This window comes from Salipiger mucosus DSM 16094 (assembly GCF_000442255.1).
GTDB lineage: Bacteria > Pseudomonadota > Alphaproteobacteria > Rhodobacterales > Rhodobacteraceae > Salipiger > Salipiger mucosus.
Window position 1 is genome coordinate 1,014,792 of the sequence record NZ_KE557273.1, and the last position, 25,347, is coordinate 1,040,138.

The 25,347-nt window shown below is 69.4% G+C and carries 27 protein-coding genes; 15 read left to right on the forward strand and 12 right to left on the reverse strand.

Features of this window, described 5'->3' with window-relative positions:
• The first annotated feature begins 3 nt into the window (after positions 1–3).
• Entirely contained in the window at positions 4–1,728 is a 1,725-nt protein-coding gene (locus SALMUC_RS05085) for a S1 family peptidase (protein WP_020040877.1), read from the forward strand.
• A gap of 3 nt (positions 1,729–1,731) precedes the next feature.
• Here the strand turns inward: SALMUC_RS05085 and SALMUC_RS05090 are convergent, their stop codons facing one another.
• From SALMUC_RS05090 to SALMUC_RS28690, 3 genes are all read right to left on the reverse strand, one after another.
• Complete coding sequence (locus tag SALMUC_RS05090) at positions 1,732–2,424, reverse strand: AAA family ATPase (protein ID WP_020040878.1); 693 nt, start codon at positions 2,422–2,424, stop codon at positions 1,732–1,734.
• Between the two features lie 3 nt (positions 2,425–2,427).
• The gene (locus SALMUC_RS05095) at positions 2,428–3,504 is read right to left on the reverse strand and encodes an AI-2E family transporter (RefSeq protein ID WP_020040879.1); all 1,077 of its coding nucleotides are present in this window, start codon (positions 3,502–3,504) and stop codon (positions 2,428–2,430) included.
• 240 nt (positions 3,505–3,744) lie between these two features.
• On the reverse strand, positions 3,745–4,647 hold the full coding sequence (locus SALMUC_RS28690) for a DUF2971 domain-containing protein (protein ID WP_084513893.1): 903 nt from the start codon (positions 4,645–4,647) through the stop codon (positions 3,745–3,747).
• 177 nt (positions 4,648–4,824) lie between these two features.
• Here SALMUC_RS28690 and SALMUC_RS05100 point away from each other — a divergent pair, with 177 nt between their 5' ends.
• From SALMUC_RS05100 to SALMUC_RS05120, 5 genes are all read left to right on the forward strand, one after another.
• On the forward strand, positions 4,825–5,625 hold the full coding sequence (locus SALMUC_RS05100) for a class I SAM-dependent methyltransferase (RefSeq protein WP_020040880.1): 801 nt from the start codon (positions 4,825–4,827) through the stop codon (positions 5,623–5,625).
• Positions 5,626–5,873: 248 nt separating this feature from the next.
• Positions 5,874–7,217, forward strand: a complete 1,344-nt coding sequence (gene proS, locus SALMUC_RS05105; protein WP_020040881.1) for a proline--tRNA ligase — start codon at positions 5,874–5,876, stop codon at positions 7,215–7,217.
• A 73-nt stretch (positions 7,218–7,290) separates the two neighbouring features.
• The gene (locus SALMUC_RS05110) at positions 7,291–7,869 is read left to right on the forward strand and encodes a DUF2937 family protein (RefSeq protein WP_020040882.1); all 579 of its coding nucleotides are present in this window, start codon (positions 7,291–7,293) and stop codon (positions 7,867–7,869) included.
• 124 nt (positions 7,870–7,993) lie between these two features.
• Entirely contained in the window at positions 7,994–9,379 is a 1,386-nt protein-coding gene (locus SALMUC_RS05115) for a GntP family permease (RefSeq protein WP_020040883.1), read from the forward strand.
• A gap of 203 nt (positions 9,380–9,582) precedes the next feature.
• Positions 9,583–9,777, forward strand: a complete 195-nt coding sequence (locus tag SALMUC_RS05120) for a hypothetical protein (RefSeq protein ID WP_020040884.1) — start codon at positions 9,583–9,585, stop codon at positions 9,775–9,777.
• 19 nt (positions 9,778–9,796) lie between these two features.
• Here SALMUC_RS05120 and SALMUC_RS31650 read toward each other — a convergent pair whose 3' ends face one another.
• Both SALMUC_RS31650 and ilvC read right to left on the reverse strand, forming a co-directional pair.
• A complete protein-coding gene (locus SALMUC_RS31650) occupies positions 9,797–10,501 on the reverse strand; it encodes a TIR domain-containing protein (RefSeq protein ID WP_084513895.1) in 705 nt (234 codons plus the stop codon).
• A 4-nt stretch (positions 10,502–10,505) separates the two neighbouring features.
• The gene (ilvC, locus tag SALMUC_RS05130) at positions 10,506–11,528 is read right to left on the reverse strand and encodes a ketol-acid reductoisomerase (RefSeq protein WP_020040886.1); all 1,023 of its coding nucleotides are present in this window, start codon (positions 11,526–11,528) and stop codon (positions 10,506–10,508) included.
• 128 nt (positions 11,529–11,656) lie between these two features.
• On the opposite strand from ilvC, the gene SALMUC_RS05135 reads away from it, so the two are divergent.
• From SALMUC_RS05135 to SALMUC_RS05145, 3 genes are all read left to right on the forward strand, one after another.
• Positions 11,657–12,112: an Lrp/AsnC family transcriptional regulator gene (locus SALMUC_RS05135; RefSeq protein ID WP_020040887.1), complete on the forward strand. Its 456-nt coding sequence runs from the start codon at positions 11,657–11,659 to the stop codon at positions 12,110–12,112.
• The gene (locus tag SALMUC_RS05140) at positions 12,109–12,567 is read left to right on the forward strand and encodes an Lrp/AsnC family transcriptional regulator (RefSeq protein ID WP_020040888.1); all 459 of its coding nucleotides are present in this window, start codon (positions 12,109–12,111) and stop codon (positions 12,565–12,567) included. Before SALMUC_RS05135 ends, SALMUC_RS05140 begins: the two co-directional genes overlap by 4 nt.
• A gap of 86 nt (positions 12,568–12,653) precedes the next feature.
• Entirely contained in the window at positions 12,654–13,778 is a 1,125-nt protein-coding gene (locus tag SALMUC_RS05145; RefSeq protein ID WP_020040889.1) for an aminotransferase class V-fold PLP-dependent enzyme, read from the forward strand.
• Between the two features lie 18 nt (positions 13,779–13,796).
• Here SALMUC_RS05145 and SALMUC_RS05150 read toward each other — a convergent pair whose 3' ends face one another.
• From SALMUC_RS05150 to SALMUC_RS05160, 3 genes are all read right to left on the reverse strand, one after another.
• A complete protein-coding gene (locus tag SALMUC_RS05150) occupies positions 13,797–14,990 on the reverse strand; it encodes a UbiH/UbiF family hydroxylase (RefSeq protein ID WP_020040890.1) in 1,194 nt (397 codons plus the stop codon).
• 55 nt (positions 14,991–15,045) lie between these two features.
• Positions 15,046–15,285, reverse strand: coding sequence for a hypothetical protein (locus tag SALMUC_RS05155; RefSeq protein ID WP_020040891.1), 240 nt, complete (start codon positions 15,283–15,285; stop codon positions 15,046–15,048).
• A 75-nt stretch (positions 15,286–15,360) separates the two neighbouring features.
• Complete coding sequence (locus SALMUC_RS05160) at positions 15,361–16,026, reverse strand: pyrimidine 5'-nucleotidase (protein ID WP_020040892.1); 666 nt, start codon at positions 16,024–16,026, stop codon at positions 15,361–15,363.
• 99 nt (positions 16,027–16,125) lie between these two features.
• Between SALMUC_RS05160 and SALMUC_RS05165 the strand changes: the two genes are divergently transcribed.
• The gene (locus SALMUC_RS05165; protein ID WP_020040893.1) at positions 16,126–16,770 is read left to right on the forward strand and encodes a GntR family transcriptional regulator; all 645 of its coding nucleotides are present in this window, start codon (positions 16,126–16,128) and stop codon (positions 16,768–16,770) included.
• Between the two features lie 91 nt (positions 16,771–16,861).
• Here the strand turns inward: SALMUC_RS05165 and SALMUC_RS05170 are convergent, their stop codons facing one another.
• The gene (locus tag SALMUC_RS05170) at positions 16,862–17,866 is read right to left on the reverse strand and encodes a hypothetical protein (protein WP_020040894.1); all 1,005 of its coding nucleotides are present in this window, start codon (positions 17,864–17,866) and stop codon (positions 16,862–16,864) included.
• Between the two features lie 161 nt (positions 17,867–18,027).
• On the opposite strand from SALMUC_RS05170, the gene gatC reads away from it, so the two are divergent.
• The 5 genes from gatC (at position 18,028) to SALMUC_RS05195 (ending at position 21,969) form a co-directional block, all read left to right on the forward strand.
• Positions 18,028–18,315: an Asp-tRNA(Asn)/Glu-tRNA(Gln) amidotransferase subunit GatC gene (gene gatC, locus SALMUC_RS05175; RefSeq protein ID WP_020040895.1), complete on the forward strand. Its 288-nt coding sequence runs from the start codon at positions 18,028–18,030 to the stop codon at positions 18,313–18,315.
• Positions 18,312–19,799 (forward strand): Asp-tRNA(Asn)/Glu-tRNA(Gln) amidotransferase subunit GatA, encoded by a 1,488-nt coding sequence (gatA, locus tag SALMUC_RS05180; RefSeq protein WP_020040896.1) that lies wholly within the window; start codon positions 18,312–18,314, stop codon positions 19,797–19,799. The genes gatC and gatA overlap by 4 nt, the downstream gene beginning before the upstream one ends.
• A 25-nt stretch (positions 19,800–19,824) precedes the next feature.
• Complete coding sequence (locus SALMUC_RS05185) at positions 19,825–20,496, forward strand: hypothetical protein (protein WP_020040897.1); 672 nt, start codon at positions 19,825–19,827, stop codon at positions 20,494–20,496.
• Positions 20,457–21,152, forward strand: a complete 696-nt coding sequence (locus SALMUC_RS05190; RefSeq protein WP_084513896.1) for an N-acetylmuramoyl-L-alanine amidase — start codon at positions 20,457–20,459, stop codon at positions 21,150–21,152. Before SALMUC_RS05185 ends, SALMUC_RS05190 begins: the two co-directional genes overlap by 40 nt.
• Positions 21,153–21,276: 124 nt before the next feature.
• The gene (locus SALMUC_RS05195; RefSeq protein WP_020040899.1) at positions 21,277–21,969 is read left to right on the forward strand and encodes a metal-dependent hydrolase; all 693 of its coding nucleotides are present in this window, start codon (positions 21,277–21,279) and stop codon (positions 21,967–21,969) included.
• 49 nt (positions 21,970–22,018) lie between these two features.
• On the opposite strand, the gene SALMUC_RS05200 is transcribed toward SALMUC_RS05195, so the two are convergent.
• The 3 genes from SALMUC_RS05200 to SALMUC_RS05210 all read right to left on the reverse strand — a co-directional run bounded on the left by SALMUC_RS05200 (position 22,019) and on the right by SALMUC_RS05210 (position 25,213).
• Positions 22,019–22,450: a c-type cytochrome gene (locus tag SALMUC_RS05200; RefSeq protein ID WP_020040900.1), complete on the reverse strand. Its 432-nt coding sequence runs from the start codon at positions 22,448–22,450 to the stop codon at positions 22,019–22,021.
• 95 nt (positions 22,451–22,545) lie between these two features.
• Positions 22,546–23,943, reverse strand: a complete 1,398-nt coding sequence (locus tag SALMUC_RS05205; protein WP_020040901.1) for a helix-turn-helix domain-containing protein — start codon at positions 23,941–23,943, stop codon at positions 22,546–22,548.
• A gap of 40 nt (positions 23,944–23,983) precedes the next feature.
• A complete protein-coding gene (locus SALMUC_RS05210) occupies positions 23,984–25,213 on the reverse strand; it encodes a multidrug effflux MFS transporter (RefSeq protein ID WP_020040902.1) in 1,230 nt (409 codons plus the stop codon).
• Between the last annotated feature and the right edge of the window lie 134 nt (positions 25,214–25,347).

The following is a 25,347-nucleotide window of genomic DNA, read 5'->3' on the forward strand; positions in this document are numbered from 1 at the left end:
CCCATGACCGAGTACGAGGACCGCAAGGGAGAGGGCTTCGGCCCCATGCTCGACGACGAGCTTCAGGCCGCCTCCGAGGCCGTCCGCCGTTTCGGCCCGGCCTCCATCGACGTGCTGCTCGACCGCATCGCCGAGGCCGAGGAGGAGGGCGCCCGCGCCAGCCCCGATGCCGTGGCCTCTCTCATGAAGACCTGCCGCAGCCGGCGCGGATTTGCCCAGATGCGCGAGCTGGCCGAGATCTTCGCCGCCCTCGACGATCCGCGCATCTGGCTCTTCCAGTGCCAGGCGCGCATCGACATGGGCGACCTGCGCCTCGCGGTGCACCGCCTCCACCGGCTGCTCCACCTGGTGGGGCGCGACCGGAAGCTCACCAGCGAGGTGCTGGGCCTGCTCGGCCGCGCCCAGAAGCAGGAATTCGTCCTGCGCAGCGCCGCGGGCGATGCCGAGGCCGCCGAGGTGGCCCTGCGCGCCGCCATGCACCACTACGCCGAAGGCTACGCCCACGACCCCGCCTGGCACGGCGCCAACCTCGCCGCGCTCGCCTGGCGGGCCGAGCGCGAGGGCTTCGCGCTCGACGACAGCGCCGCCGCCATCGGCGCGCGGCTCGTGGCCGACATGGAGGCGCTGGCGGACCCCAGCGCCTGGGACGTCGCCGCCCGCGCGCAGGGGCACATGGCGCAGGGCGACTGGCGGCAGGGGCGGCTCGATTACACCGACTACTTCTACCGCCTCGAGGAGGCCGAGGGGCAGCCCGCCGCCTTCCACATCTACGGCGACCTGCGGCAGCTGTCCGAGATCTGGCTCGGCGACGGCCCGGGCGGCGAGGGGCCGGCCAAGATCCTCGACACCCTGCGCAAGGCCATGGCCACCACCGCGCTGCCCGGCTGCGACGACAGCGACGTCTCGGACTTCCTCTCGGCCATGCAGACCCCCGGCGTCGACCAGGCCGAGGCCTTCGAGGAACTGCAGGCCATCGTCGCGCGCGGCGAGTTGATCCCGGTGCAGGAGATGTGTGCCATCGTCGAGAACCGCGACGCCGTCGCCCGCATCGCCGATGTCTCCGGCGCCCCGCGCGGCACCGGCTTCCTGCTCGACGGCGCGCCCTTCGGCACCCCCGGCGGGCAGCCGGTCTTCGTCACCAACAACCACGTGCTCGCCAGCGAACCCACCATGTCGGCCCAACGCGCCCCCGAGGACCTGCGCGTGCATTTCCTCAGCTGGGACGCGGCGCCCAACGCCGGCTTCACCATCGACAGGGTGCTGGCGGAATCGCCCGTGCGCCACGCCGACGGCACGCCGGGCCACGACATCACCATCGCGCTGCTGAAGGACCTGCCGCCCTCGGCCCACGCCGCCCGGCTCAAGGTCCCGGCCGAGCACTTCCTGCGCCCGACTGCGGGCGGCGGCCCGCTGGGGCGGGTGCACCCCGTTGGCCACCCGATGGGCGGCGAGCTCTCGCTCAGCCTCGCGGGGAACGAGCTGGTGGACCACGAGCTCTACAAGGGCGATCGCGGCGTGCGGCGGCTGCACTACAAGGCCAACACGCAGGAGGGCAGCTCTGGCAGCCCGGTCTTCGGCACCGGCGGGCACGTCGTCGGCGTCCACCGTGCCGCGACCCGGCACCCGATCACCGGCTCGCCGCTGCCGCCCGACCCGCACTACCACGTGAACGAGGGCATCGGCATCCGCTGCATCATCGCCTGGTTCCAGTCCCGCCCGGCGGCCTAGGGCTCAGGCCGCGCCGCCCGCCTCCGGCGCCAGCCCCGAGACCACCTCGCGCGCCAGCGCCCGCGTGATCCGGCGCCCCTTGCCAAGGCCCGCCGCATCCAGCGCCGCCACGACCTCCTGTGCCGTGGCGAAGCTGCGCGGCATGTGCCGCACGAGGTAGGGAATCACGTCCGGCCCCGGCACGATCTGGCGATCCCCGAAGAGCTTGGCCAGCACGGCGGCCAGCAGCGTGTCGTCGGGCTCGGGCAGGGTGGCCGAGGGCGTCCCCTCCATCCGGCTCGCGAGGTCCGGCAGGCTCAGCCCCCAGTGCTGCGGCGGCCGGTCGGCGGTCAGCAGCAGCGGCTGGCCCTGCGCCAGCGCGAGGTTGTGCAGGTGAAACAGCGCCTCCTCGGCGGCCCGGTCGCCCGCCACGGCGGCCACGTCCTCGACGCAGATCGGCGCCCCCGCCAGCGCCGGGATGTCCCGGCGCGGCAGCGCGGCGGCCTGCGCGATCTGCGCGCCGCTCTCGGCCGCCCAGACATGCGCGAGATGCGTCTTGCCCGCGCCCGGCGGGCCCACCAGCAGCAGCTTGCCCGCCGGCCAGTTGACCCAGTCCTCGACCAGCGCCACGGCCAGCCCGTTCGCGCGGCTCACGAAATAGTCCTCGCGGCCCAGGGCCGCGCGGGCGGGCAGGGGCAGGGGAAGCTGCTCGGCCATGGCTCAGGCGTCCTCGTCGCGCTCTCCCGGGGGCGAGCCCCGATAGAGACGGCTGTCCATGTACTGCTCGACCACGAAGCGTATGATGACCCCCAGCGCGGCGGCCACCGGCACCGCCACCAGCATCCCCACGAAGCCGAAGAGCGAGCCGAAGACCGACAGCGCGAGGATCAGCCAGACCGGGTGCAGCCCCACCGAGGAGCCCACGAGGTTCGGCGTCAGGATGTTGCCCTCGACCACCTGGCCCACCTGGAAGATCACCACCACGGCCACGATCCAGTACCATTCGCCCCAGAACTGGAACAGCGCCAGCCCGATCGCCAGCGCCCCGCCGACGATGGCGCCGACGTAGGGGATGAAGGTCAGCAGCCCCGCGACCACGCCCACGACAAGGCCGAAGTTCAGCCCCACCGCCCAGAGCGCCACCGCGTAGTAGGTCCCCAGGATCAGGCAGACCGAGCCCATCCCCCGGATGAAGCCCGCCAGCGTATTGTCGATGTCATGCGCAAGGCGGCGGATCACCGGCGCATGCTCGCGCGGCAGCAGCTCGTCGATGCGCCCGACCATCCGGTCCCAGTCCAGCAGCAGGTAGACGGCGACCACCGGCACGATCACGAAAAGCAGCACGATGTTCAGCAGCGAGGCCGCCGAGCTCAGCGCCGTGTTCAGCAGCTCGCCGCCCCGGTCGCGGATCGTGGTGCCGATTGTCGCCAGCGTCTCGCGCACCGGGCTGCCCTCGATCATGACCGAGGGGAACTGCTCGCTCAGAAAGGCCTGCAGGTCGCGGAAAAGCTGCGGCGCCGTCTCGATCAGCTGCCCGGTCTGGCGCACCAGCGTCGGGATCACCGCGAGGAACAGCACCACGAACAGCAGGATCGCCGCCACGGTGATGATTCCCGTCGCCAGGCGGCGCGAGGCCCCCGCCGCCTCCAGCCGGTCCGCCACCGGGTCGAGGAAATAGGCCACGGCCCCGCCCAGCACGAAGGGCAGCAGCACGTCGCCGAGATACCACAGCACCACGGCCAGCAGGACGGCCGAGATGCCCCAGTACTTCAGCTGTGTCCGCACCGGCAGCGCCATGGACCGACCTCTTCGAAAATGCCTGACCCTTCATCGCGTGTCGGCGCGCCGGTTTCAAGCGGCGCATGGGGCAGGGCGGGGGCGTGTGGCGGCGCAGGACCCCGCGAGGGGCCGTGCCGGCTCGAAGCGCGGACCGCGTCCCGAGGGCGCGCGTCTCTGCAATCGCCTCGCTCCGCGCGAGCGGACAAAGCGACCGCTCACTATCTCGATAACTTAGGCAGTGCTTCGCTTGCGCAGCAGTTACCTGTAGCTTTCAATTGAAGAACGCCTGACGCGGACATGTGACAACCCCACAGAGGCAAGAAATGCCCGCATCCACTCAAGATTTGTAAGGTTCTTAGGGCCAAGTATGACTTCTTCAATCGCGTCTTTAGCTGGGTCCGCAATGAGAGATGTAATGTAGGGGCGCACCGAAAAATCATCGGCGAAGTACTCGATGTCTGGCAGTGCAGCTTTGTGACGATAGCGAACCAAACGCCATTCACATTCCTCACGGAAATGCACTGGCTTGGTGCCGTAGATCTGAAAGTGAAGCGGAGCGAGTGATTTCAGAAGTCGCGCTAGAATTTCAGATGCGCTATCATTTTCGCTTTTGAATAATTTAGCCTCTTGTTGGCGATCCGCCAGAACCTGCAAGGCACGCTCCTTTGTCATTCCATCGTTAAGACGTGCAAAGGCACCAAATTTTCCGAACTCTGCTACCACCGCATCTGCGACTGGTTTGAGCGACTTCTGTAGACCTTCTTCACCATAATCTACTTTCACCAAATCATAGAAATTTGCTCCAAAACTAACTTGGCCAAAGTCTTTGCTAAGCAAATCGGGTGAGAACCCCAGAGCTATACCTGACCCGTCTCGACCATAGGACCGCCATTGACTCAAGAGGTCGCCTTTTTCAGAAAGGCAGAAGGCAAAGCCTTCGGTTGAGTCGGCGTAACCCTCCACAATAACTGAAATCACATCTATTAGTTCCGGAGGCAAACCAGTGTCTCGAAGAAGTTGAGAAAATACTTTGCCAACAACTCGACCTTCAAGCGTGTCATTCGCCGAAGACAGAGCCGACAGCCGTAACTGTCGTTTCTGAAGTATAGAGAATCCGGTTTGTGTTCCGCAATAGTGAAACAACAGTCTATTATTTGTCATCGAGCGCGTCCCATTTACAAGAACAGGCGATGCTCACGTCGTTTGGCATGCCCACAAAAAACCAAGTTTCTGATAAAGGAATGCCGGAAACAAGGCCCTGACCGGAACCCGTGGCAGGCGGCGTGGCCCGCTTGTGCTATGATGGGGGCATCCATTTTCGGAAGACGGGAGGGGGCCATGAGTATCGAGGAGGAAGACGCCGCCACCGGCCAGATCACGGCCGATGCAGCGCGAGTTTACGAAGACTTCTTTGTTCCCGCGCTCTTCGGGCAGTTCGCGCCCTGGCTGGTCGAGGCCGCGGGCCTGCGCGAAGGAGACCGGGCGCTGGACGTGGCGACCGGGACCGGCGTCGTCGCGCGTGCCGCCCTGGAACGCGGCGCGCGCGTCACGGCGGTCGACATCAACGAGGGGATGCTCAGCGTCGCGCGGGACCTCGCGCCGGAGGCGACCTTCCGTGTCGCCGCCGCCGAGGACCTGCCGTTCGAGGATGGGTCCTTCGACGCGGTGACCTGCCAGTTCGCGCTCATGTTCTTCGAGGACCGCGTCCGGGCCCTGCGCGAGATGAAGCGCGTCTGCCGTCCCGGGGGGCATGTCGCCGTGTCGGTCTTCGCACCCTGGCAGGAGTCGCCCGGCTACCGTGACCTGATTCCCCTGCTGTCCGAGGTCATGGGCCCACCCGCCGGAGAGGCGCTGAAGGCGCCCTTCGTGCTGGGCGGGGATGGCGTGCTCGCCGGTCTCCTGTCCGAGGCGGGCCTCGCCGGAGCCGAGATCCGGCGCAAGACCGGGCAGGTGCGGCACGCCTCGCTCGACGCATGGCTCGACACCGAGATCGGCGGCTGGACCCTTGCCGGCGCCGCCACGCCCCGGATCATGCAGACCCTGAAAGCGGCGGCGCCGGACCGGCTGGGCCGGTATCGCAACGACGACGGAACGCTCTGCTTCGAGTCTCCCGCGATCTTCGCGGTGGCCGAGGTCTGAACGCCGGGCCTCCGCGTCCTGCAGATCGCCGCTTTCGCCACTCCCGTACGGCAACCCCGTACGTCCGGTACATCAGCGCCGCCGCCCGGGCCGGGCGCCCGCCCGCGCGCTCCCGTACGGTTTCCCCGTACGTCCGGTACTGTCCCCGCGGGGACCGCCGCGCGAGGACGCGCGCCGTGCGGGCTCTTGCTCTCGCGGCACGCATCGCCTACGCCGTCCCGAACAGTCATCTTCCGGGAGGCCCGCCCATGCGCCTGAGCCGCTATTTCCTGCCCGTTCTCAAGGAAACGCCCGCCGAGGCGCAGATCGTGTCGCACCGCTACATGCTGCGCGCCGGCATGATCAAGCAGGCCTCGGCCGGCATCTATTCCTGGCTGCCGCTGGGCTACCGCGTGTTGCGCAAGATCGAGGAGATCATCCACGAGGAGCAGGCCCGCGCCGGTCACATCCCCATGCTGATGCCCACGATCCAGTCCTCGGACCTCTGGCAGGAGTCGGGCCGCTACGACGCCTACGGCCCCGAGATGCTGCGCATCCGCGACCGGCACGACCGGGACATGCTCTTCACGCCCACGGCCGAAGAGCTCATCACCGATATTTTCCGTAGCCACGTCAGCAGTTACAAGGATCTGCCGCTGACGCTCTACCAGATCCAGTGGAAGTTCCGCGACGAGATCCGCCCGCGCTTCGGCGTGATGCGCGGCCGCGAATTCTACATGAAGGACGGCTACAACTTCGACCTCACGAAAGAGGACGCGCTGCACGCCTACAACCGTCACCTCGTCAGCTACCTGCGCACCTACGAGCGCATGGGCCTGCAGGCGATCCCGATGCGCGCCGACAGTGGCCCCATCGGCGGCGACGACACGCACGAGTTCCTCGTGCTGGCCGAGACGGGCGAGTCCGAGGTCTTCTACGACAGCGAGATCACCGAGCTGACCTTCGGCAACCGCGAGATCGACTACGACAGCCACGAGCAGTGCCGCGCCGTGCTCGAGGAGTTCACCTCGCGCTACGCCCGCACCGACGAGACCCACGACGAGGCGCTCTTCGACCAGGTCCCCGAAGACCGCCGCCGCACCGCCCGCGGCATCGAGGTCGGCCAGATCTTCTACTTCGGCACCAAGTATTCCGATGCGATGGGCGCCACGGTTTCGGACCGCGAGGGCAACCAGGTGCCGGTGCACATGGGCTCGCACGGCATTGGCGTGTCGCGCCTGCTGGGTGCGATCATCGAGGCAAGTCACGACGATAAAGGGATTATCTGGCCCGAAGGCGTGACGCCCTTCCACTGCGGCATCGTCAACCTCAAGGCCGGCGACGCCGAGGCGGACAAGGCCTGCGAGGCGATCTACGCCGCGCTCCGCGCCATCGGTCTCGACCCGCTCTACGACGACACCGAGGAGCGCGCGGGCGCCAAGTTCGCCACCATGGACCTCATCGGCCTGCCGTGGCGGATCACCGTGGGGCCGCGCGGGCTCAAGAACGGCGTGGTCGAGCTCACCTCGCGCCGCACCGGCGAGAGCGAGGAACTGCCGCCCGAGGAGGCCGTGCAGCGCATTGCCGCCATCTACGGGCTCGCGCAGGCCTGACAGCGGGCCCGCACTGCGCTAGACTGACCTCCATCGTGCCCCCGCCAAGAGGGCGCATGGAGGCAGAGCGGATATGATCGTCAGGGCATTGGCCCTTGCCGCGGGGCTCACCGGCGCGGCGGGGCTGTCGCAGTTTCCCGAATTCTCGCAGCAGTACGTCCAGCGGCTGGGCGGCGCGGTGGACGAGCTGTCGCGCGTCGTCGCCCGCTTCGAGCGTGACGCCGCCGACCTGGGCCTTGCGCCGGGCGAGGCCCTGCGCCAGCTCGGCTCGGGCGGGGACTTCGGCGCCCGGCAGGCCGACGGCCTGCGCGAGACCATCGCCCGCCACGAAAGGCTGTCCGCCGACCTCGCGGCCCTGCGCGGTGCGGGACCGCTCGACCGGGCGCGGCTCGCGCTGCATATGGACGACCGCGAGATCCTCGACCGCGCCTGGGACGACTTCCGCCCGGCGGTGCCCGTGACCCTGGACGGCGCGATGTTCGCCGGGGCGGGGTTCCTCGGGGGCTGGCTGCTGACGGGCGTCCTGCTGAGCGTGCTGGGCGCGCTCCTGCGGGGCGGCGGCGGGCGCAAGCGCAAAGGCCGCCGCGGGATGCGCGTCGAACCGCCGCTTTCTGCATCGCCGCACAGGCCACAGCGGAACTCCGCACAATAACCACGGGGCAAGGGCCTTTCCCTGACCTGACAGCATGTTAGGTCGACCCAAAGCGACGCGAGCGACCTCCTGTCACCCGGACGGCGGACGCGTTGCACAAGCTGTCACGGGAGAGGAGGACCGCATGGGTCTTGTCGGAATCGTATTGTCTCTGGGCCTGCTGATGTACCTGGCCTACCGCGGGATCAACGTGCTGATCCTCGCGCCGCTGCTGGCCACGCTGGCGGTGCTCATGTCCGGCGGGGTGCCGGTGCTCGCGACCTATACCCAGGTCTTCATGGAGAGCCTCGGCGGCTACGTCATCACCTACTTCCCGCTTTTCCTGCTGGGGGCGATCTTCGGCAAGGTCATGGCCGACGGCGGCGCCGCGCGCACCATCGCCGAGCGCATCGTGGGCTGGGTCGGACCGGGGCAGGCCATCCTCGCGGTGGTGCTGGCCTGCGGCGTGCTGACCTACGGGGGCGTATCGCTCTTCGTGGTGGCCTTCGCGATCTACCCGATCGCCAACGCGCTCTTCAAACGCGCCGACGTGCCCAAGCGCCTGCTGCCGGCGGCCATCGCTCTGGGCTCCTTCACCTTCACCATGACGGCCTTCCCGGGCACGCCCGCGATCCAGAACGCGATCCCGATTCCCTTCTTCGGCACCAACGTCTTTGCCGCGCCGCTGCTGGGCACGCTCGCGGGCCTCATCATGATCGGCGGCGGCACGCTCTGGCTCAACCGGCGCCGCGCCGCCGCGCAGGGGCGGGGCGAGGGCTATGGCCAGCACGCCGAGAGCGGCGCCGACAGCACGCTGCCCGCCGATGCCAGCCTGCCGAGCTTCCCGGTGGCGGTGGCGCCGGTGGTGACCGTGATCCTGGTGAACGCGGTGCTCACCTACGCGATCTTCCCGGCTATGAGCGCCAATTACCTGTCGCAGGAGCAGTACGGCGGCACCGACCTCGACTCGGTGGCGGGCATCTGGGCGATCATCATCGCGCTCGTGCTCTCGATCGTGCTGGCGCTGGCGCTGAACTGGCGCCGCTTCGCCGACGTCAAGGAGACGGTGAACACCGGCACCATGGGCTCGCTCCTGCCGGTCTTCAACACCGCCTCCGAGGTCGGCTACGGCGCCGTCATCGCCTCGTTACCGGCCTTCGGGTTGATCCGCGACGCGGTGCTGGGGCTTTTTCCGAGCAATCCCGTGGCCTCGCTGGCGGTGGCGGTCAACGTGCTGGCCGGGATCACCGGCTCGGCCTCGGGCGGCATGTCCATCGCGCTCGACACGCTGGGCGAGCGCTTCGCCGAGATGGGGCAGGCGCAGGACGTGAGCATGGGCCTCATGCACCGCGTGACGGCGCTGGCCTCGGGCGGCTTCGACGCGCTGCCGCACAACGGTGCGGTCATCACGCTGCTGGCGATCACCGGCCTCACGCACAAGAAGAGCTACGGCGACATCTTCGTGGTCGCGGTGGCGATCCCGGTGCTGGCGACGGTGACGGTGATCGTGCTGGGCTCGCTGGGCCTCTGAGACGGCGCGGCCGCGGGCTTCTCGCCCGCGGCCCGAATGTCTTCGAATGAATGTGCGCGTGGGCGCCCGCGGTCTGCTGCATTTCGGGGCAGGGACGCGGGCGCGTCGCAGGATCGCTGCATTGCAGCATGAAATATCTGGCACGCGCAGCCGCGATGCGGTGTCATCATGGGCAGGGAGGATCGGATCGAAAGGATGCTCCCATGTGCCTCACGACCCAGGCTCTGTTTCTCTTCCTGTCGCTGCTGCCCGAGGACCGGCTCGAGGTGACCCCCGACCGCATCACCGTGCGCGCCGAGGTGCGCGACGCGGTCTGGCTGGCCAAGGGCGAGCAGTGGTGCACCAGCGCGCCCCAGCTCGACGCCACGATCCGTCTCAAGCGCGGGACCGCGCTCTGACCCCCTGGGCCGGCGTCGCTCAAAGCGCCGACAGCCACCCCGCAAGCCCCGGGTAGCCGGCGCTTCCGGCGTTGTAGACGAATTGTGGCCCCAGGCTCATGTAGCTCTCGTGCGGCACGGGCCGGGGACGGAAACAGCAGCCGGCCTCGCGGGCGAAGGGGCCGCCGGTCCTCACTCGCCCGTACTCGTAGGGGATCCAGGCCGAGCCGGCGGCGTTCGGCGTCATCAAAGCCACGACCGCGCTGGAATTCACGAGGCCCATCTCGATGGTAAGCGCCAGCAGCAGATCCTCGGCCCCCGGCGGGAGGCCGAGCCGGCGGATGATCGCGATGCTCGGATCCCAGATGTCGAGCCAGACGTTGTAGCCCTCGGCGAGGATGTCCCGGGCCAGGTCCCGTGCCCAGGCGCCGTCGGTCTGGCGATGCGAGACGAAGACGCAGGGCGGCGCCGTCGCGCGGGGGGGCAGGCCGACCTCGACGACGCTGCGCAGCCGGCCCGGCGCGCCCGGCGTCGGCCGACTCAGCTCCGCAGGCAGGAACTCGCGCCACCACTCGAGGCTGAGCCGTGCCTGCGCGTCTTCGGTCGGGACGAGATAGAATTCGTACAGAAAAAAAGGACAGGAGGCTCTCGCCGTCCTGTCCTCCGTCGGTCTCGAGCGCCGCCCAGCGGGCGGCCCCGTCGTGAAGAATCTCCGGCATCCGACCCTCCGTCCGATGCCGGAGATGGTATCAGTTCTTTTCCTTGTCGACCATCTTGCCGGCCGAGATCCAGGGCATCATGCCGCGCAGCTTCTCGCCCACTTCCTCGATCTGGTGCGAGTCGTTGCGGCGGCGGATCGCCTTGAAGGAGGGCTGGCCGACGGCGTTCTCTTGCATGAAGTCACGCACGAAGCGGCCCTGCTGGATGTCCTCGAGCACGGCCTTCATGCGCTTCTTGGTCTCCTCGTAGGGCAGGATGCGCGGGCCGGACACGTACTCGCCGTACTCGGCGGTGTTCGAGATCGAGTAGTTCATGTTCGCGATGCCGCCCTCGTAGATCAGGTCCACGATCAGCTTCACCTCGTGCAGGCACTCGAAGTAGGCCATCTCGGGCGCGTAGCCGGCTTCCACGAGGGTCTCGAAGCCCATGCGGATCAGCTCGACGAGGCCGCCGCAGAGCACGACCTGCTCGCCGAAGAGGTCGGTTTCGCACTCTTCCTGGAAGTCGGTCTCGATGATGCCCGAGCGGCCGCCGCCGATGGCCGCGCAGTAGCTGAGGCCCAGTTCAAGCGCCTTGCCGGTCGCGTCCTGCGAGACCGCCACGAGGCAGGGCACGCCGCCGCCCTTGACGTATTCGCCGCGCACGGTGTGGCCGGGGCCCTTGGGCGCCATCATGATGACGTCGACGCCGGGCTTGGGCTCGATCAGGCCGAAGTGCACGTTCAGGCCGTGGGCGAAGGCGATGGCCGCGCCTTCCTTGAGGTTGTCGTGCACGTACTTCTTGTAGGTGTCCGCCTGCAGCTCGTCGGGCATGGTGAACATGATCAGGTCGCACCATGCGGCCGCCTCGGCGATGCCCATGACCTGCAGACCCTCGGCCTCGGCCTTCCTGGCCGAGGGCGAGCCCTCGCGCAGGGCGACGGCCACGTTCTTGGCGCCCGAATCGCGCAGGTTCAGCGCGTGGGCGTGACCCTGCGAGCCGTAGCCAAGGATGGCCACCTTCTTGTCCTTGATCATGTTGATGTCGCAGTCGCGATCGTAATAGACGCGCATGTCGCTCTCCTTCCTTGGTTGTTGCCGGGCACACTAGCCGCCGCCGCGCGATAGTGGTTGCGTTGTGATTGCGTATTTGGGAACAAGAAGAAGATTCATTCGCGATATTTGCGTTTGGCGGAGAATTCATGCTCGACGATACGGACCGGCGCATACTTCGACAGTTCCAGGCCGCGCCCGAGGCGGCGAGCGCCGTGCTGGCCGAGCGGGCGGGGGTGACGCCCTCGACACTGGCACGTCGGCTGGCGGCGATGCGCGCCAAGGGCGTGCTGCGCGGGGTGCGCGGGCAGGTGCACTGGCCGAGCCTCGGCTACGAGGTCGAGGTGAGCCTGCGGGTGCAGCTCGACAAGACCGCGCCGCGGGCCTTCGACGAGTTCATCGCCGGGGCGCGGGCGGTGCCGGAGGTGACGGAGGTCCAGACCTTCCTGGGGTCGGTGGACCTGCGGCTCGCGGTGATCGCGCGCGACATGGCGCATTACCAGCAGGTCTACCGCGAGAAGCTGCTGGTGCTGCCGCATATCTCCGACATCGAGGCGCTGATGCATGTGGCCATGGTGAAGTCCGACGAGACGGTGCCGCTATGATCGCGCTGGACGAGACCGACCGGGCGATCGTCCGGGCGCTGGCGGAGGATTCGACGGCGAGCGCGGGCGCGCTGGGCCGGCGGCTGGGTCTTTCGCAGCCGGCCTGCTGGCGGCGCATCCAGCGCCTGCGCGAGGCGGGCGTCTTTCGCGGGGCGCGGCTGGACCTCGACCTCGAGAAGCTGGGATTCGGCGTCACGGTCTTTCTCGGGATCAAGCTGGCGACCAAGGGCCGGGTGAGCCTCGAGGATTTCGAGCGTGCCGTGAGCGCCATCCCCGAGGTGCAGATCGTCGAGCACGTGCTCGGCCCCTTCGACTACCGCCTGCGGGTGGTGGCGCGCGACCTGTCGGATTTCGAGCGCGTGCTGCGGCGGCGGATCATGACGCTGCCGGGGGTGGGCAACGTGGAGGCCAACGTCATGCTGAGCGAGGAGCGCCGGCCCGGTCCGCTGGGGTAGGGCAGGCGCGCCTGCGACGAAGAGAGGGCTTTGCCAAGCGCGGCGCGAGGCTGTAGCCATTGCGCGAGCCGACAAAGGAGAGAGCCATGGCCCTGCGTGACGATGTCGACCCCGACGGGTTGGACGAGTTTTCCGTCGTTTTCACCGACCGGTCGCTGAACCACATGTCGGCGGCCTTCCAGGAGGTCATGCGCGACCTCTCGGGCGGGCTGCGCGAGGTCTACCATGCCGAGGCGCTGGCGCTGGTGCCCGGCGGCGGCACCTTCGCGATGGAGGCCGTCGCCCGCCAGTTCGGCCGCGGCGCCCGCGCGGTGGTTGTGCGCAACGGCTGGTTCTCGTTCCGCTGGAGCCAGATCTTCGAGGCCGGCGGATTTGTCGAGGAGGTCGACGTGCTCAAGGCCCGGCCCGCCGGCAACGCGGGCGAGGCGCCCTTCGCGCCCGCGCCGGTCGAGGACGTGGTGGCGCGCATCCGCGAACTGCAGCCGCAGGTCGTCTTCGCCCCGCATGTCGAGACCTCGGCCGGCGTGATCCTGCCCGACGACTACATCCGCGCGCTGGCCGATGCCGCGCACGAGGTGGGCGCGCTCATGGTGCTGGACTGCATCGCCTCGGGCTGCGTCTGGGTCGACATGGCCGCGACCGGCGTGGACGTGCTGATCTCGGCCCCGCAGAAGGGCTGGTCCTCGACGCCCTGCGCGGGCGTGGTGATGCTCTCGCCGCTGGCGCTGGAGCGACTGGAGAGCACGCAGAGCGACAGCTTCGCCATGGACCTCAAGAAGTGGCGCCAGATCATGGCGGCCTACGAGATGGGCGGCCATGCCTATCACGCCACGATGCCGACCGACGGGCTGCGCCAGTTTCGCGACGCGCTGCAGGAGACGCGCGCCTTCGGGCTGGGCCGCGCCAAGGAGATGCAGTGGGCGCTGGGCGAGCGGGTGCGCGCGGCGCTGGCGGCGCGCGGGCAGTGCTCGGTCGCGGCCGAGGGCTATGGCGCGCCGGGCGTGGTGGTGAGCTACACGGGCGATCCCGAGGTGCAGTCGGGACGCGCCTTTGCCGCGCAGGGCACGCAGATCGCGGCCGGCGTACCCCTGCAGTGCGACGAGCCCGAGGGTTTCTCGACCTTCCGGCTGGGCCTCTTCGGGCTCGACAAGCTCAAGGACGTGGACGGCACCGTCGCGCGGCTGGAACGCGCGCTCGATGCGGTGCTGTGAGCCGTTCGGGCACGCGCGTCAGCCGCGCGTGCCCAGCCCCAGCTGCATGAGCGTCCGCCGCACGGGCGCCAGCCCGTAGAGCGCGCTCAGCCCCGCGGCGCGGGCATCGCGCAGCATCGGCGCCGAGAGCATCGAGATCCGATCGAGCGCGGCGATCCCCGCGACGCGGGCCCGGATGTCGGGAAAACGCTTCTGGTGATAGGCGTCGAGCATGTCGCGCGCGCCCAGCCGATCGGGGTGCGCCACCGCGAGGTCGCGCAGCACCCGGATGTCCGCAAGCGACATGTTCAGCCCCTGCGCGCCGATGGGCGGGACCACGTGCGCCGCCTCGGCCACCAGCGCCAGCCGCTCGCCGCTCAGGCGCTCGGCGTTCTGCGCGATGATCGGCCAGATGGTGCGCCGCGAGGCCAGCGTCAGCGGCCCGAAGAGGTGGCAGGACCGCTCCGACATCTCCGCCTCGAACGCGGGCGTGTCGAGCGCCATGAGCGCCTCGGCCTTGGGGCCTTCCTCCATCCAGACCACCGCCGAGGAAGGCCGCCCCTCGTGGTCGGGCAGGGGCACCAGCGTGAAGGGCCCGCCGGTGCGGTGGATCTCGGTCGAGACGTTGTCGTGCGGGATCGGGTGGGTGACCGCGAAGGCCAGCGCCTTCTGTCCGAAGCGCCGCGTCGAGACGCCGATCCCGGCGGCCTCGCGCATGGGCGAGTTGCGTCCATCGGCGGCCACGACCATGCGCACCTGCGCGCGGCCGCCGTCCGACAGGCCCACGCGGGCGTAGGCCTCGCGCGTGAAGAGCGAGGTGGTCGCCGTGCCGGGGCGGAAGTCGACGTTGTGCAACCCCTCGAGATGCGCGGTGATCTCGCGCCGCAGCAGCCAGTTGGGCAGGTTCCAGCCAAAGGGCCGCTCCGAGATGTCGGCGGCGTCGAAGTCGCGCTGGACGCGCGGCTCGGGCACCTCGCCGCCGGCATCGACGATGCGCATGACCTGCAGCGGCATGGCATGCGAGGCCAGGCGCTCCCAGAGACCCGCCTCCTCGAGGAAGGTCTGCGCGGGCTGCAGGAAGGCCGTGGTGCGCAGGTCGGCGCCCGCCGCGTCGCGCTCGGTCACCGGCGGGGCGGGGTCGACGCAGAGCGCCGAGAAGCCCGCCGCGCCGAAGGCGGCCGCTGCCGTCAGCCCGGCGATGCCGCCGCCGGAAATCAGTATGTCGTGGTCCATGCCCGTCTCCTTTACGGGGCAACCTAGTGCGGCCGCGCGCAAAGGGCCATGCGGCCTACTTGCCGACGGTGATCATCACGATGATGACGAACATCACCGGCGTCGCGCCGACAGCGGCGAGCGTCAGCGCGGGCAGGCCCCAGGTCTGCAGCGCGACGACCAGCAGTGTCAGCAGGATGACGAGGAAATACCAGATGTTGCCGTGGAAATCCTCGGTCAGCTCGCGCGCGAAGCGGCCGATGATCGGCAGGCGGTAGAGCAGGCCGCGGGGGCGGGGCGTGTCGATGGCAGTCATGGCGTCTCCACAGTCTTGGTCCGCCTCAGATGGGCCGGCGGGCCGGGCGGATCAAAGCGACATTCTGTCCTGACCCTAGTCCCGCGCGGGATCCCGCCCGTGCACCTCGCCCAGGAAGGCGCCGAGGTCGTCGGTGTGGTGCTGGATGTGCTCGCCGGCACCGCGCTCGGGCGCGACGTGCACCGTGCGCATGCCCATCTCGTGCGGCGCGGCGAGGTTGCGCGGATCGTCCTCGAACATCGCGGCGCGCGCGGGGTCGGTGCCGTCGCGCTCGAAGATGGCCGCGAAGGCCGCGCGCTCGGGCTTGGGGCGGAAGCCGGCGTGCTCCACGCCGTAGATCGCGTCGAAGGCCGCATCCAGCCCGCGCGCCTTCAGCACCCGCGCCGCATAGGGCGCCGAGCCGTTGGTGTAGACGATGCGCCGCCCCGGCAGCTGGCCGATCAGCTCGGCGAGATGCGGGTCCGGCTCCAGCGCGTCGAAGGAGATGTCGTGCACCTCCTCGAGGTAGGCGTCGGGATCGATCTCGTGCCGCGCCATGAGCCCCGCCAGCGTGGTGCCGTGGGCGTGCCAGTATTCCTTGCGCAGCCGGTCGGCCTCGGCCCGGTCCACGCCCAGGCTGCGCATCACGAAGGCCACCATCTTCCGCTCGATCTGGTCGAAGAGCCGGACCGCGGGCGGGTAGAGGGTGTTGTCGAGATCGAACACCCAGTGCCGGACGTGAGAGAAGCGATGTTTCACCATGCGGCCAAGCCTACGCCCGGCGCGGGGGCGCGGCAATGGGGACGTTGTTGCCGGCGGCCGGGGGCGCTAACCTGCCGCGAACGAAGGAGGAGCCCCGACATGAGCCAGATGCGCGCGCCCAGCAAGGACGCCTACATGCTGATCCTCGAGGCCATCGACCAGGGCACCTACCGGCCCGGCGACCGGCTGGTGGAAAGCGAGCTGGCCGAGCGCTTCGGCGTGTCGCGCACGCCCATCCGCGAGGCGCTGCAGCGGCTCGAGACGCAAAGCCTGCTGGCCCGCGACGGGCGCTCGCTGATCGTGGCCTCGCTCGATCACAACCAGATGGCCGAACTCTATGTCGTGCGCACCGAGCTCGAGGGCCTCGCCGCCCGGCTCGCCGCGCGCCACGCCACCGAGGAGGAGATCCGCGTGCTGCGCGACATGGTCGAGGAGGACCGCGCGCTGCTCGGCGATCCGCCGGCGCTCTCGCGCGCCAACCGGCGGTTCCACAAGATGATCCATCTCGCCTCGCACAACCGCTACCTCGTGCAGCAGCTCGACCTCGTGCACCGCTCCATGGCGCTCATGGCCACCACATCGCTTGCCGCCGAGGGCCGGGGCGAGGTCGCGCTGGCCGAGCATGCCGCCATCGTCGACGCCATCTCGCGCCGCGACGAGGAGGCCGCCAACGCCGCCCTGCGCGACCACATCTCGACCGCCTTCGTCACCCGCCTCAAGCACGACAGCCGAAAGGGCGCCTGACCCGGCGGCCTCGGCCCCGTCCCTTCTTCTTGTTCCAAATACGCAAACCCGCCCAAGGCCGCGCACCGCGCCGGACCCGGTGCGCGCCGCCTCAGCGCATCCAGAACCCCTCGCGCTTCAGCCGGTTGCGGAAGCCCTGCTCGCGGCGCGGCAGGTCGTCGCGGTCGAACAGCGCCCGGGCCTTGCGCCCGCGCCCCTGGTAGACCATCCGCTTGATCGGCTCGTGCCGCTTGAGCACCCGCTTGACCCGGTTCGGCGCCGCGATCTCCTCGAGCAGCTCCACCACCGCCGCGCGCTCGCGGGCATAGAGCAGCGGCAGCGTGCGGTAGTGGCAGGTCACCTCGCCGTCGATCAGCCCCGGCGGCAGCATCTCGCGCCCGCCGCCGAAGGAATGGATCACCAGCGGCAGCGCCACTTGGTCGAGCCAGGGATCGAGGCTCTGGCACACCAGCTCGGGCGGCGGGGCGTCGCGGATCGACAGCGCGTAGTCGAGGAACCGCTGCCCGAAGCGCCGCGGGCAGGCGTGAAAGAAAAAACCTGCGTTGAAGTAGAGATACCGCTGCCAGTATTCCTCCGGCCAGGCGCGGTCGAGCGAGCTTTCGAAATCCAGCCCGAAGCGGTCGTAGAGCGCCCGCCAGGTCGCGGTGTAGCCCGGACCGTAAAGCTCGATCTTCGGCCATGTCCCCTCGCGCCGCAGCGAGGCCGTGGGCCGCGCGAAATCGAAGGGCACGCGGGCGAGGTCGCCGGTGACCAGCGTGTCGGTGTCGAAGAAGACGAAGGGCTCGCCCTCGGGCAGCGCCGCCAGCGCCTCGATCTTGTTGCCATAGGGATAGGCCGCGCCGAAGTGCCGCGACTCGAAGGGCAGGATGCGCGCCCCCAGCCCCTCGAGCAATTCGCGCGCCTCCGCATCGTCCATGCGCGGGTCCTCGGGCCAGAGCGGCCCGGGCTGCGGCTCGGCCACGTGCAGGCGGAAGCGGCCCCCGGGGGTGCAGACCGACAGCGACAGCGCGAAGAGCACCGCCTCGTACTGCAGCCGCCCGGCCTGGCCGACGATCATCACGTTGACGGGGGCGTCCTGCACGGTGGTCTGGCCCATTGGCTCGGCTGCTGCTCGGTTTCCGCACAGTATAGGCGGCCGGGCAGGGCGGCGAAAGCGGATGAGGATGCCGCGGTGCGAACGCGTGCCGCGGCGCACCTTGCGGCGGCCGGGTCGCGGCGCTAAACGGGGTCCGATTTCTCGAAGCCGCGAGAGGACCCATGTCGATCGACACCGAAACCGCCGCCCGCGTGGCGAAGCTCGCCCGCATCCGGGTGGAAGAGGACGACCTGCCCGCGCTGGCGCAGGAGTTCTCCAAGATCCTCGACTTCATCGAGCAGCTGGGCGAGGTCGACGTCGAGGGCGTCGAGCCGATGGTCTCGGTCACGCCGATGCAGCTCAAGCGGCGCAGCGACGAGGTGACCGAGGGCGGCATGCCCGACCGGATCCTGTCCAACGCCCCTGATGCCCGCGAGGGCTTTTTCGCCGTGCCGAAGGTGGTGGAATGAGCGAACTGACCAAGATGAAGGTCGCCGAGGCGCGCGATGCGCTGCGCGCCGGCGACGTGACCAGCCTCGAGCTGACCGAGGCCTGCCTGAGTGCCATCGAGGGCGCCGATGCCCTCGGCGCCTTCGTGCACAAGACGCCCGAGATCGCGACCGAGCAGGCCAGGGCCGCCGACGCGCGCATCAAGGCGGGCGAGGCGCCGGCCATGTGCGGCATCCCGATGGGGATCAAGGACCTCTTCTGCACGAAGGGCGTCGCCTCGCAGGCCGCCAGCCGCATCCTCGAGGGCTTCCGGCCGGAATACGAATCCACCGTCACCGGCCAGCTCTTCGACGCCGGCGCGGTGATGCTGGGCAAGCTCAACATGGACGAGTTCGCCATGGGCTCGTCGAACGAGACCAGTACCTACGGCAACGCGGTGAACCCCTGGCGGCGCGGCAACGACGAGGCTCAGCTCACGCCCGGCGGCTCCTCGGGCGGTTCGGCCTCGGCCGTGGCGGCGGACCTCTGCCTCGCGGCGACGGGCACCGACACCGGCGGCTCGATCCGCCAGCCCGCGGCCTTCACCGGCATCACCGGCATCAAGCCCACCTACGGGCGCTGCTCGCGCTGGGGCATCGTCGCCTTCGCTTCCTCGCTCGACCAGGCGGGGCCGATGGCCAAGGACGTGCGCGACGCCGCCATCGTGCTGCAGGCCATGTGCGGGCACGATCCCAAGGACAGCACTTCCGCCGACCTGCCCGTGCCCGACTTCGAGGCCGCGCTCACCGGCGACATCAAGGGCAAGACCATCGGCATCCCGCGCGAGTATCGCATGGAGGGCATGCCCGAGGAGATCGAGGCGCTCTGGACCGAGGGCCGCAGGATGCTCGAGGACGCGGGCGCCAAGGTGGTCGACATCTCTCTGCCGCACACCAAGTACGCGCTGCCCGCCTACTACGTGATCGCGCCGGCCGAGGCCTCGTCGAACCTCGCGCGCTACGACGGGGTGCGCTACGGCCACCGCGCGCAGCTCGCGCAGGGCGACGGCATCAACGACATGTACGAGAAGACCCGCGCCGAGGGCTTCGGCCACGAGGTGCAGCGCCGCGTCATGGTCGGCACCTACGTGCTTTCGGCCGGCTTCTACGACGCCTACTACAACAAGGCCCGCAAGGTCCGCACGCTCATCAAGCGCGACTTCGAGGAGGCCTTCGCCCAGGGCGTCGACGCGATCCTCACGCCCACCACGCCCTCGGCCGCCTTCGGCCTTGGCGAGATGGCCGAGGCCGACCCGGTGCAGATGTATCTCAACGATGTGTTCACCGTCACGGTGAACCTCGCGGGGCTTCCGGGCGTTTCGGTTCCGGCCGGCATCGACAAGCAGGGGCTGCCGCTGGGGCTGCAGCTCATCGGCCGGCCCTGGGAAGAGGCCGATCTGCTGAACACCGCCTACGCGCTCGAGCGCGCGGCGGGCTTCGTGGAAAAGCCGTCCCGGTGGTGGTAGGACCGGCGCAAAAGGGGTGACGGGCATGAACAGACTTCTTCTCTGCGGCGTGGCCGCTCTCGCGCTGGCCTCCTGTGCGCCGGCGGTGCCGGACAGCGGCAGCGGCGTGGGCTTCGAGGACTACGACACCTACAACGACCGCAAGGAGGCCACCGCGCAGCGCGTGGTCGACGAGCAGTCGGGCGCGGTCACGGTCCAGTCGCCGACCGAGGTCGAAAGCGCCACGCTGGACGCCGACGGCAACGCGGAGATGTCGTCGCCTGCACCGGCCGCGGGCCAGCCGCCCCAGGCGGTGACCAACTCCGTCGGCATCTCCTCGGAGAACGACTTCGAGGCGGTCTCCGCCGAGCGCGACATCGAGGCCGACGCGGCGCTGATCGAGCAGAACCGCGCGCAGTACCAGGTGGTCTCGCCCCGCGCGGTCCCGAACCGTCCGGGCACCGACCGGCCGAACATCGTGCAGTTCGCGCTTCAGACGAACAACGCCGTGGGCCAGCCGCTCTACGACCGTTCGGGTTTCAACGCCGAGAACCGCCAGCTGCGCGCCTGCGCCGAGTTCCCCTCGTCCGACCTCGCGCAGGAGGAGTTCCTCGCGCAGGGCGGCCCGGAACGCGACCGCCGCGGGATGGACCCGGACGGCGACGGCTTTGCCTGCGACTGGGACCCGGCGCCCTTCCGCGCGGTGCGTGGCGGCTGAAACCGCTGCGGCATCCCAGTCCCAACTTCGGCGCGCGCCGGCAGGGCGCGCGGCCGGACCTCCTCGTGTTGCATTACACCGCGATGGGGAGTGCCGAGGGCGCGCGCGACTGGCTGTGCAACCCCGACTCGGGCGTCTCCTCGCACTACGTGCTGGCGCGCGACGGCACCTGCTGGCACCTCGTCGACGAGGAAATGCGCGCCTGGCACGCGGGGGCGGGCGCCTGGGGCTCGGTCGATGACGTCAACTCGCGCTCCGTCGGGATCGAGATCGCCAACACCGGGGCCGAGCCCTTTCCCGAGCCTCAGATGGCCGCGCTGGAGCGCCTGATGCAGGGCATCATGGCGCGCTGGTCGATCCCGCCCGAGCGCGTCATCGGTCACTCCGACATGGCGCCGGGGCGCAAGATCGACCCCGGCCCGCGCTTCGACTGGGCGCGGCTGGCGCGGCGCGGGCTCTCGATCCGGCCGGGGCAGGCCGCGCCGGGCGATTTCGACGCCGATGCGCGCCGCTTCGGCTACGTCTACGACCCCGCGAACCGCGGCCCGGTGCTCGAGGCCTTCCGCGCGCGCTTCCGCCCCGGGGCCGAAGGGCCGCTCGATGCCACCGACCGCGCGATCATGGCCGACCTCGCGGCACGCTGGCCTGTGGCCTGAGGCGACGGCCCCGGCGTGCCCCCTCGCGGCGGGTTTTGCCGCAGGCGGGCGGCGGCAGAGCCTCTTTACCCCGCGCGGTGTTGCGCTACCGTCGAGGCGCAACAGGCAACCGGAGGATTCCCCCATGAAGATCATCTGGCTCGGCCACGGGTCGTTCCGCATCGAGACCGCGGATCAGGTGCTGCTGATCGACCCCTGGCTCAACGACAATCCCATGCTCGACGAGGCGCAGTACGGCGCGGCCATCGACGGCGCGACGCAGATCCTCATCACTCACGGCCATTTCGACCACAGCACCGACATCGTCGAGGTCTCGAAGAAGACCGGCGCGCCGGTCTCGGGCATCGTCGAGCTGGTGGGCGTGTTGGCCGGGCAGGGCGCCGAGCAGGGGCACGCCTTCAACAAGGGCGGCACCATCACCTTCGGCGATGTCGCGGTGAGCATGGTCCCGGCCTCGCACTCCTCCTCGATCAACGTGGACGGCACCTCGATGTACGCGGGCATGGAGACCGGCTTCATCATCAAGGCCGAGGGCAAGACGATCTACATCTCGGGCGACACGGCGATGATGGCCGACATGGCCTGGATCGGCGAGTTCTACAAACCCGACATCGGAATCCTCAGCGCCGGCGGCTACTACACGATGGACATGGAGCAGGCCGCCTGGGCGTCGAAGAAGTATTTCGATTTCAAGACGGTGATCCCCTGCCACTACCGCACCTTCCCGGCGCTCGAGCAGTCGGCAGAGGTACTGGCCGCGGGCCTGCCGGGCGTCGAGGTCATCGAACCCGAGGTGCTCAAGCCCATCGCGGTGTGACACGCACCGGAGACCGCGCCAGGCACCAACGGGCGCGGCCTCCGGCCGATCACTCGACCTGGACGGTCGAGAGATACTCGATGAGGGCGAGGATGCGGGTGTGAACGTATTCCTCGGTCTCCTCGGGACCGAAGGCGTAGTCCTGCGTCGCCGCCGCCCGCGCGCGATAGCGCTGGCCCCAGACCGGCATGTCGCGCGCCCCGTGCGCCGCCATGCCCATCGTGCCGTCTATCGTTTCGTAGACCCGCTGCACGGGGAACACGCCGCCGTTGTTCTTCTGCAGAACGGTCAGGTCCGCGACGGTTTGCTCGCTCATGAAGCCCGCGATCGGGCCGTCGCCCTTGCCACCCTCGCCGTGGCAGGCCACGCAGCTGTTCTGGTACTCGAACTCGCCGAGCGTCATGTCGGCGGCCTGCGCCGCGCCGACGGCGAGCGTGGTCACCGCGCCCGCGGTTGCGATGGATGCGAAAAGACGGTGCATGAGAACTCCTCCCCTGATCCTGAACCGGTCCCGGGAACAGTCTGCACGCGCGCCGCGCGGGAGTCATTGACGGGCGACAATGGCCGCGCCCGCGCTCACTCCAGCGCGTAGGGCAGCACGTCGCGCCGGTCGGGCCGGATCGCGAGGCGCTTTTCCAGCGGCGGCACCGAGCGCTGGTGGCAGTCGGTGCGCTCGCAGATGCGGCACGAGATGCCGATGGGCTCGAAGTCGCCGTCGCGCCCCAGGTCCAGCCCGTCGGCATAGACCAGCGCGCCCGCGTGCTTCACCTCGCACCCCAGCGCCATGGCAAAGCGGCGCACCGGCGCGTTGAAATGCCCGCCGCGCTTGGTCACGTCGCGCGCCAGCAGGATGTAGCGCACGCCGTCCGGCGTCTCGGCCAGCTGGCGCAGGAAATGGCCCGGCGTCTCGAAGGCGCGGTGCACGTTCCAGAGCGGGCAGGCTCCGCCGAAACGGGCGAACTGCAGCCGCGTGGCCGAGTGGCGCTTGGTGATCGTGCCGGCCTGGTCGACGCGGGCGAAGAAGAAGGGGATGCCCTTTGCGCCGGGACGCTGCAGCGTCGAGAGCCGGTGCGCCACCTGCTCGATCGAGGCGCCGAAGCGCGCGGCCAGCAGCTCGAGGTCGTGCCGCGTCTCCCGCGCGGCCTCGAGGAAGGCGCCGTAGGGCATCATCGCCGCGCCGGCAAAGTAGTTGGCCAGCCCCATCTTCGCGATGCCGCGCGCCGCGTCGGTATGGAACCGCGCGAGGTCCAGCGTCGCCTCGAGCAGCTGGTCCTGCCGCAGCAGCGCCACCTGCACCAGCAGCTGGAAGGTCTGCGTCTCGGGCGGCACCAGCGCCGAGAGCGTCACCACCTGCCGCGCCTCGTCGAAGACCCGCAGCGCGGTGGTGTGCACGATCTCGACGCTCACGCCCGCCTGCCGCAGCCGCGCGATGGCGGCGGCGCGGATGTCGCGCTCGTCGGGCTCCAGCCTGGCATAGCGCTCGGCCGCGCGGTCCACCGCGTCGATGTAGTTGTCGCAGTAGTGGAAGAAGTCGCGCACCTCCTCCCAGGGGCTGGGCTGAAGCTGCGCCCCCTCGCGTCCCAGCGCCTCGTCCAGCCGCGCGAGGCGCTCGTGGGTCTGGCGATAGGCCTTGTGCACCTCGAGAAAGGCGCGGGCGAGGGCGGGGGCGTTCGAGGCCGTGAGCCGCAGGTCCGCCAGCGGCGGGGTCTCGGCGAAGACGGGGTCGGCAAGCGCCTCGCGCATGTCCGAGACCAGCCGCTCGGCGTCGCCCTGGTCCAGCTCGGTCACGTCGAAGCCGAATTCCTGCGCCAGCGCCAGCACCACGGTCGTGCTGACGGGGCGGTTGTTGTTCTCCATCTGGTTCAGATAGGGCAGCGAGACGCCCAGCTTGGACGCGAAGTCCTTCTGCGTCAGCCCCAGCCGCCCGCGCAGGTCGCGCAGCTTGGCCCCCGCGTAGAGTTTCCGTGTCGCCATCTTTGCACCTTAGCCTCCGTCCACGAAGACATTTGCAAAGTCACCCGGCGAGGTCCAGCCCCCGCAGTTGCCGCTCGCGGTAGATCACCACGCAGATCGCGACGATCGAGGCGAGGCCGGTGGTCACCATGAGCCAGAGCAGCGGCCAGGCCCCGGTGCCCGGCTGCAGCAGCGCGCCCGCCAGCGCCGAAAGGCCCGCGCCACCGCCGATCATGATCGCGCCGCCCAGCCCCGCGGCGGTCCCCGCGAGGTGCGGCCGCACCGACAGCGAGCCCGCGGTGGCGTTGGGGATGGTCATCCCGTTGCCGAGGCCCACGAAGATCATGAAGCCGAAGAAGGTGTATTCCGACTGGTAGCCCGCGGCGAAAGTCAGCAGCGCCGCCGCCAGCCCGCCGGTGTTGATCAGGCACCCCCAGAGGATCATCTTGTTGATCCCGATCCGCGCCGAGAAGGTCCCGGACATGAAGTTGCCGACCAGGTAGCCGACCGCCGGCGCGCCGAAGAGCAGGCCCAGCCAGAAGGATGTGAGGCCGTAGACCTCGGATCCCACGAAGGGGGCCCCGCCGAGGTAGGCGAAGAAGGCGCCCGAGGAGAAGGCGCAGGCCAGCGCGTAGCCCCAGAAACGCGGGCTGCGGATGAGCTCGGGGTATTCGCGGAACTGCTGGCGCAGCGTCATGCCGCTCGAGATCGAGGTCTCGCCCAGGTCCCGCCATGTCAGCCAGAGCACGCCCCCGCCCAGAAGGAAGAGCAGCCAGAAGCTGGATTTCCAGCCCAGCAGCTCGTCCAGCAGGCCGCCCAGCGGCGGGCCCAGCATCGGCACCAGCGAGACGCCCATCGTGACGAAGCCGATCATCGAGGCGGCCTGGTCCTGCGGGTACATGTCGCGCACCACCGCGCGGCTCAGCGCCATGGCCGCGACGATCACCGCCTGGCACATGCGGAAGATCAGGAAGACCGTGACGTTGGTCGCAAAGAGACAGCCCAGCGTGGCAAGCATGAACAGCACCACGGCGCCCAGAATCACCGGCCGCCGCCCGATCTGGTCCGAGATGGGGCCGATCACCAGCTGCAGCACGGCGTTCACGCCGAGATAGATCGCCACAGAAAGCTGCATGAGCCGATATTCCGTGTCGAAATATTCGCTCATCTTCGGCAGCGAGGGCAGGAAGACGTTCATCGCCAGCGCCGACAGGCCCGCAAGCAGGATCAGTGTGACAATATGCGGCGGGGTGGATCGGTCCAGGAAGCGGACCCGGGGAGGCGACTGCATGTTGACTGGCTACCGTCAAGCGGATGTTCTGTCCATTGGAGAAGCGATCCGGGCGGAGTTCCGTCGGGGCGCGACCATGCGAGATTTGCAGATTTGCGATTTCCTTTTGGGGTGGTTTTCACCCTTTGCAAATT

Coding starts and splice junctions, on each gene's coding strand:
- SALMUC_RS05085 (WP_020040877.1), top strand. CDS start 4: ATGACCGAGTACGAGGACCGCAAGGGAGAGGGCTTCGGCCCCATGCTC.
- SALMUC_RS05090 (WP_020040878.1), bottom strand. CDS start 2,424: ATGGCCGAGCAGCTTCCCCTGCCCCTGCCCGCCCGCGCGGCCCTGGGC.
- SALMUC_RS05095 (WP_020040879.1), bottom strand. CDS start 3,504: ATGGCGCTGCCGGTGCGGACACAGCTGAAGTACTGGGGCATCTCGGCC.
- SALMUC_RS28690 (WP_084513893.1), bottom strand. CDS start 4,647: ATGACAAATAATAGACTGTTGTTTCACTATTGCGGAACACAAACCGGA.
- SALMUC_RS05100 (WP_020040880.1), top strand. CDS start 4,825: ATGAGTATCGAGGAGGAAGACGCCGCCACCGGCCAGATCACGGCCGAT.
- proS (WP_020040881.1), top strand. CDS start 5,874: ATGCGCCTGAGCCGCTATTTCCTGCCCGTTCTCAAGGAAACGCCCGCC.
- SALMUC_RS05110 (WP_020040882.1), top strand. CDS start 7,291: ATGATCGTCAGGGCATTGGCCCTTGCCGCGGGGCTCACCGGCGCGGCG.
- SALMUC_RS05115 (WP_020040883.1), top strand. CDS start 7,994: ATGGGTCTTGTCGGAATCGTATTGTCTCTGGGCCTGCTGATGTACCTG.
- SALMUC_RS05120 (WP_020040884.1), top strand. CDS start 9,583: ATGTGCCTCACGACCCAGGCTCTGTTTCTCTTCCTGTCGCTGCTGCCC.
- ilvC (WP_020040886.1), bottom strand. CDS start 11,528: ATGCGCGTCTATTACGATCGCGACTGCGACATCAACATGATCAAGGAC.
- SALMUC_RS05135 (WP_020040887.1), top strand. CDS start 11,657: ATGCTCGACGATACGGACCGGCGCATACTTCGACAGTTCCAGGCCGCG.
- SALMUC_RS05140 (WP_020040888.1), top strand. CDS start 12,109: ATGATCGCGCTGGACGAGACCGACCGGGCGATCGTCCGGGCGCTGGCG.
- SALMUC_RS05145 (WP_020040889.1), top strand. CDS start 12,654: ATGGCCCTGCGTGACGATGTCGACCCCGACGGGTTGGACGAGTTTTCC.
- SALMUC_RS05150 (WP_020040890.1), bottom strand. CDS start 14,990: ATGGACCACGACATACTGATTTCCGGCGGCGGCATCGCCGGGCTGACG.
- SALMUC_RS05155 (WP_020040891.1), bottom strand. CDS start 15,285: ATGACTGCCATCGACACGCCCCGCCCCCGCGGCCTGCTCTACCGCCTG.
- SALMUC_RS05160 (WP_020040892.1), bottom strand. CDS start 16,026: ATGGTGAAACATCGCTTCTCTCACGTCCGGCACTGGGTGTTCGATCTC.
- SALMUC_RS05165 (WP_020040893.1), top strand. CDS start 16,126: ATGAGCCAGATGCGCGCGCCCAGCAAGGACGCCTACATGCTGATCCTC.
- SALMUC_RS05170 (WP_020040894.1), bottom strand. CDS start 17,866: ATGGGCCAGACCACCGTGCAGGACGCCCCCGTCAACGTGATGATCGTC.
- gatC (WP_020040895.1), top strand. CDS start 18,028: ATGTCGATCGACACCGAAACCGCCGCCCGCGTGGCGAAGCTCGCCCGC.
- gatA (WP_020040896.1), top strand. CDS start 18,312: ATGAGCGAACTGACCAAGATGAAGGTCGCCGAGGCGCGCGATGCGCTG.
- SALMUC_RS05185 (WP_020040897.1), top strand. CDS start 19,825: ATGAACAGACTTCTTCTCTGCGGCGTGGCCGCTCTCGCGCTGGCCTCC.
- SALMUC_RS05195 (WP_020040899.1), top strand. CDS start 21,277: ATGAAGATCATCTGGCTCGGCCACGGGTCGTTCCGCATCGAGACCGCG.
- SALMUC_RS05200 (WP_020040900.1), bottom strand. CDS start 22,450: ATGCACCGTCTTTTCGCATCCATCGCAACCGCGGGCGCGGTGACCACG.
- SALMUC_RS05205 (WP_020040901.1), bottom strand. CDS start 23,943: ATGGCGACACGGAAACTCTACGCGGGGGCCAAGCTGCGCGACCTGCGC.
- SALMUC_RS05210 (WP_020040902.1), bottom strand. CDS start 25,213: ATGCAGTCGCCTCCCCGGGTCCGCTTCCTGGACCGATCCACCCCGCCG.